Origin of the sequence: Bradyrhizobium sp. NAS80.1, from assembly GCF_001908205.1 — a bacterium.
Taxonomy (GTDB): domain Bacteria; phylum Pseudomonadota; class Alphaproteobacteria; order Rhizobiales; family Xanthobacteraceae; genus Bradyrhizobium.
This window is the reverse complement of sequence record NZ_LGHL01000328.1, coordinates 1-4,257: the sequence shown is the minus strand read 5'-3', so window position 1 is coordinate 4,257 and position 4,257 is coordinate 1. Positions and strand designations below refer to the sequence as shown.

At 61.0% G+C, this 4,257-nt stretch carries 2 protein-coding genes and 3 pseudogenes; 3 read left to right on the top strand and 2 right to left on the bottom strand.

Going from position 1 to position 4,257, the window contains the following annotated elements:
* Nucleotides 1–943 (bottom strand): annotated as a pseudogene (locus AC629_RS42820) (ISL3 family transposase); the annotation flags it as partial.
* Between the two features lie 163 nt (nt 944–1,106).
* Between AC629_RS42820 and AC629_RS42815 the strand changes: the two are divergent.
* Together AC629_RS42815 and AC629_RS42810 are read left to right on the top strand one after the other, a co-directional pair.
* A pseudogene (locus tag AC629_RS42815) lies at nt 1,107–2,134 on the top strand (IS110 family RNA-guided transposase).
* 413 nt (nt 2,135–2,547) lie between these two features.
* Nucleotides 2,548–2,894, top strand: a pseudogene (locus AC629_RS42810) (hypothetical protein); the annotation flags it as partial.
* Here the strand turns inward: AC629_RS42810 and AC629_RS42805 are convergent.
* Nucleotides 2,886–3,143, bottom strand: coding sequence for a LexA family protein (locus AC629_RS42805; protein WP_084810634.1), 258 nt, complete (start codon nt 3,141–3,143; stop codon nt 2,886–2,888). The pseudogene AC629_RS42810 and the gene AC629_RS42805 sit on opposite strands and share 9 nt — an antisense overlap.
* A gap of 43 nt (nt 3,144–3,186) precedes the next feature.
* Between AC629_RS42805 and AC629_RS42800 the strand changes: the two genes are divergently transcribed.
* On the top strand, nt 3,187–4,257 hold a 1,071-nt coding region (locus AC629_RS42800), incomplete at its 3' end, for an IS630 family transposase (RefSeq protein ID WP_084810633.1).

Below are 4,257 nucleotides of genomic sequence, written 5' to 3'. Positions count from 1 at the left end.
CGTATCAGCTTCCTGCTATGGCCGGTCTGGCGCACGATCTGCTTGATCGGCGTTCCGCCTTTCGACAGGCCCAAGATAGTTGCGTTGGTCTCTTCGCGGCGGAGATAGCCCTCATACTGGAGGCGCTCGGCCGCGGTGAGCAGTTTGGGATCGATTGTCGTTGCCCCGATCGCGCTGCGGATCTGGCGCATCGATTTGCGAACGGCGTCGAGGAAGGCCCGACTGGCGTTCTCCATCAGATGCCACCGATCCGCGACCTGTACCGCCTGCGGCAGGCCTTTGCCGCAGCTTCGCCATATCCCCCGCCACGGTCACGGGCAATTATCGTGATCGTGGGATGAGCCGCCAGCCAGGCTTGGGCGGTCGCGGGTTCACGATCCGGCAGTAGCGTGACGATCCGGCGCTTTTCGAGGTTGCAGATGATGCTGGCGTATCGGTGATTGCGCCGCCAGGCCCAATCATCGATGCCTATAACCCTGAGCGGGTCGGCTGGCGGGCGGCTGCGGCGTCGGACCACACGCAGGAGCGTGTCTTTGCTCACCGGTAGCATCAGCCGCTTTGCGAAGCCTGCTGCTGGTCGACCGCCAAGCGCCAGGCCGAGGTGGTAGACGATCGAGTCCAGTCTCGCCGTGCGTCGCGCCGATGGAGCCAGCACACCTTCGGCGAAGCGCTCGGCGAAGATTTGGCGCCCGCACAGGACAGCGTCGCAGCGGAAGCGGCGAGCGATCACCAGGAGCTCTACAATCCGCCCCGAGAGCGGAAGATCGGTCACGCGCCGTCGATAGCGGCTATGGACGCGTCGGGAAACCGCTCCGCACGACGGACACAGACCAACACTTCCGGACGCTCGGACCACAACAACGGCCTTACCGTCTTCGTAGTACGCACTCTCTACAACAAACCCACGCGGCACCAGACTGGAGCGCTGGAGTGCTTGCTGCATGGCGCTGATTCTCCCTCAATCAAAACGCCAGACATCCCCCAAACTGCATCAAAAGTGAGTCAGAGCCAAATTTGCAAACGATGACGTAATTGCGGTCGACGCTCGTGGGAGAAAGCTCCGTTATCGTCGAGCTCTCGCAATCAAACGATTCGGAGGAGCTGTCATGAGGCAATACGTCGGGCTAGATGTCTCGCAAAAAGAGAGACTGCCGTGTGCGTGGCCAACGAGACAGGTCAAGCGATTTTTGAAGGAAAGGCCAAGTCTGATCCTGGAGATCTGTCAAGGCTACTTCGTAAACATGCGCCACTGGCGGAACGTATCGGCTTTGAGACGGGCGCAATGGCAAGCTGGCTTTGGCATGAGCTTCGTAGGGTCGAACTCCCCGTCGTTTGCATCGATGCAAGGCATGCACACGCAGCATTGTCGGTCCGCATGAACAAGAGCGATCAGAACGATGCTCGGGGCCTTGCCGAACTCGTAAGGGTCGGCTGGTACCGAGAAGTCAAAATCAAGAGCGAAGAGAGCCAGAAGGTTCGAGCAATCCTCGTTGCGCGATTCCGCCTGGTGTCCATGCGCCGGGATATCGAGAACCAGGTCCGCAGTCTGATCAAGGAATGTGGATTGCTATTCTCCCGCGCCATCGGCCAACAGTTCCGCAACTTGGTCCGTGAGCTGTTCAGCGAAGGCCATCAGCTCCTCGCCGTGATCGAGCCGCTCCTGTCGGTTCATTAGCATATCTGCCAGCAGCAGAGCAAATTAGACGACGAGGTCCGCCGATTGGCGAAGTCTGACGAGACGACGCGTCGCCTGATGACGGTTCCTGGTGTCGGCATGGTCACCGCCTTGACGTTCCGCCATACGATCGATGACCCATCCCGCTTCCGATCGGCCTCGACAGTCGGCGCCTATCTCGGCCTCACACCTCGGCGCAACCAATCTGGTGAAACTGACACTAGTGGCAAAATATCCCGATGGGGCGACAGGCTCCTCCGAACGTACCTGTACGAGGCGGCTACTGTTCTGCTTTATCGAACAAAGAAATGGTCCTCCCTCAAGGCCTGGGGAATGAAGCTCGCGAAGCGCGCCGGCATGAAAAAGGCAAAGGTGGCCATTGCTCGCAAGATCGCTGTAATCCTCCACTGCATATGGGTCGACGGCACGTCGTTCGACTGGGGCCACGCGCCGGCCTAACCTTAGTTTGCAAGTTCCTGGCCCGGTCCGCCGGGCTGGCGATGTCCCGCTGGGACGGTGGTCGTGGTGACCTCGATCAATCGGCTGGTGGCGGCTCGGCCGCACGCCGTTGCAAACGATGAGGCACCCGATCCGGACATCATCATGAGGCGCTTGCGACCTCGGAAAGGACCATGACCCCAGCGACGGGCAGTCAATCGCATCGACATTTAGGTGACAGCCAATCGGCCTATTACTACCACCTAGCTATCGTTCGAGCAGCCGCGCTCGCCCATCTTCGCAATCCCGACCAGCTCCGACGGGGCGAGCGCTACCGTCTTGCCGATTGGCTTCAAAAAAGAATTGACAGCAATCCGCAATTAAAGGGCCGATTGACATTCCGCGTCCATCGAGCCGGCTGCGCTAACGTTGAGGACCGCGAACCGTTCCTGGGATTGCTCCGCATGGTGGTGATTGAGCGTTCTCACCAACAGGCTTATTCGCTAGCGGCAACGGCTTACGAGCAATGGCTCAAGAACTTCAGGATCCTTTACGACCTCAATGCCATGCCGACGCCGCCTAACCTGCCGCTGACCTTCGATGCGGCACTCGAGAGTCAATTGTGCGTCGTGGGAACGCCAGCTTCCGTGCGCGAGCTTCTACTTATCCAGATCGAGAAGGCTGGTGCCAACTACCTGCTTTTTGTCAGCTTGCATTCGGCAATCTGCCACTAGTACCTCTGCACGGTGAATTTGACTGGTTGAGCGCTGGATCAGAGTAGGTCCGGCAGTTGGTTGGGATCAACGAGCAGTTCGATGCTGCGGGGTGTCCTCGGCTGCCTTTGGATGAATCCTGCCCGTTCGAGCGTCAGCACCATCTGATGAACCGATGGCGGGCTGACGCGGAAGTATTCCTGCATGTCGGTCTCGGCCGGGGGACGGCGGTGTAACCGCGTGTACAGGTGGATATAGGCCAGATATTGGCCCTGCTTGGCGGTGAAGGTTTTTCCCGAGCGACTCACGCCGGCCATCCGATTCAGCTGGTGATCCGTGCCTCAACACGAGGAGGCACGGATGAATGTACGCTATCGGGTCGAATTGAGCCAAAGCGAGCGCGCAGAACTCATGCACCTCATGAGCGGCGGCAAGCAGGCGGCGCGCAAGCTCAAGCGAGCCCAGATCCTGCTGGCTGTCGACGCCGGCGTCAGCGACGAGGACATCGCTGCAAGCGTCGGGGTTGGCGGTTCGACGGTCTACCGGACCAAGCGGCGGTTTGTCGAAGGCAACCTAGAGCGAGCGCTGAGCGAAGAACCGCGCCCCGGAGCAGAGCGCAAGCTCACTGGCAAGGAGGAAGCCCTGCTGGTGGCGACCGCCTGCTCGAGCCCGCCCGCGGGGCGTGCGCGTTGGACGCTGGAGCTGTTGGCGGGCGCAATGGTCAAATTGACCGCGCACGGGAGCCTGTCGCGCGAGACGGTGCGCCGCCGCCTGGCCGAGAACGATCTGAAGCCGTGGCGCAAGGACATGTGGTGCATTCCCCAGGTTGACGGCGATTACGTCGCCCGCATGGAGGACGTGCTCGATCTCTATGCCGAGGCACCCGACCCGAAGCACCCGGTGGTCTGCTTCGACGAGAGCCCGATCCAGCTCATCGGCGAGGTGCGCCAGCCAATCCCGGCGAAGCCGGGGCAGCTCGAGCGCTACGACTGCGAGTACCGGCGCAACGGCACCGCCAACCTGTTTGTCTTCCTCGATGTGAACCGCCCCTGGCGTAGAGTGAAGGTCACCGAGCGCCGGGCCGCGGAGGACTTCGCTGCCTGCATGCGCGACCTCACCGACGTTCATTATCCTGCAGCGGAGCGCATTCGCGTGGTGCTCGACAACCTGTCGACCCATTCACCCGGCGCGCTCTACCAGACCTTCCCGGCCGACCAAGCACGACGCATTCTGCGCCGTTTGGAGTTCCACTACGTCCCCAAGCACGCCAGCTGGCTCAACATGGTCGAGATCGAGATTGGCGTTCTGGCTCGCCAATGCCTCGACCGGCGCATCGATAGCTACGCCCGGCTCGTCGCCGAAACCGCGGCCTGGCAGAAGCGGCGCAATGCCGAACGCGCCCGCATCAAATGGATGTTCACAACCGAAAAA